At 47.4% G+C, this 1,361-nt stretch carries 1 protein-coding gene; it reads right to left on the reverse strand.

Annotation, left to right across the window (positions count from 1 at the left end; all coding sequences use genetic code 11):
- Nucleotides 1-165: 165 nt before the first annotated feature.
- A partial coding sequence (locus tag AB1L08_RS22355; protein WP_413066771.1) for a transposase occupies nucleotides 166-1,361 on the reverse strand: 1,196 nt, incomplete at its 5' end.

A 1,361-nucleotide genomic window follows, 5' to 3' on the forward strand; every position in this document is an offset into this window, starting at 1 on the left:
CAAAAAGAAAGCACGCTTTCAGAGGGCGGTGACAATGAACTTCTAATTTTAGAAGGCATATTTCAGAATATTCTATAGAAATGCCCTAAAAATGGGCATACGTATCCCGTTATCCACAAATCCATTTTTTGAACTGGTCATTTTCTGACTTTTCCACATGTGGATTTATGCGCTAACCAGACTTCTCATCTTCTCCGGTTGTTTTTCTTTGATTCGGCCTAGTGCCATGGCAAGCATGACGCATAGCGCAAGCCCGCAGCGCATCTTCATTTTCGCCATTCCCCGAATCGTATGCACTTCGAACCCGAAAGATACATCGAGCCTGCTGTTGACGCGCTCAACAGCGGTGCGCTTGTTGTATTCTCTTTTCCACTTATAGCTGGATCTGTCAATCGGGGTAAAGATCCGCCTGTCTACCGATAACGGAATCCTGATCCCTTGCGCCACCGGGCATTGAGTCTGACCCTTGCATGTGATCCCCATTTGCTTGGCAGGGCAAAGCTTTTTTAACGTGTTGCGGTCTTTCTCAAAGCCGCCATTGCACATTTCATGTTTTTTCCCCGTTTCCGGGCACACGCAAAAAACGGTGCCTTTATAGTCGTACACCACATTCTCTGTGCCTTCCAAAAGCCTGGTTGTATCGGAATCTTTCCACATGTTGCGGATATCCACAACCGGCTTAATTTTGTGATCATCCCAAAATTTCACCAAAAATTTTGTATCATCATAGCCGCGATCCGCTGCCATGGTTTCTGCTGTTTCCAGCAATTCTGGTTGCTTTTCTTCCATCTGCTCTAAGAGTTTATGTCCTTCCGTGATGTCAGAAGCAGAGGCTTTTGTCACCTTAAATGTAACCGGAAGCTCGTACGTTGCGTCTACAACCAGGTGGAGCTTGTAGCCAAACCATTGGACAATTTTCTCCCATGGCTTGCCGTTTTTATCCACACCGCGGTACGCTTTCTTTCCGTAATCCGCATCCAGATCACGCCGTCCATCCGTAACTTCACTTTTATTCTTTCCTCTAGCAAACGAGGAAATCGCCTTGCTGTCTATCGCCAAATGCTTGCCAAAATCCGGCAACAACCCGGATAACTCGCTGACCATTAAATCGAACATGGCCTCGACCTCACCTTCATGCTCAAGCAATGTTTTTAAAAACCGCGTGTATGCCCAAGGCGGCGGCACTTGCCCCGCGAAACCACACATATCGCGGAGTTGGCCATTGCGGGAAAGTTCCCGGCGCAATTTCTCAACAGATTCATGTTGAAAGACAATGCCTGCCAGGACAGAATTCCACATGGCACGAACCGGATAGTCATTTCGGCCATGTCCACGCCTTTGTTCAAGCGTCCTCATAAGTT

It is taken from the genome of Siminovitchia jepli (assembly GCF_047228825.1).
In the GTDB taxonomy this organism is placed as follows: Bacteria; Bacillota; Bacilli; order Bacillales; family Bacillaceae_C; genus Siminovitchia.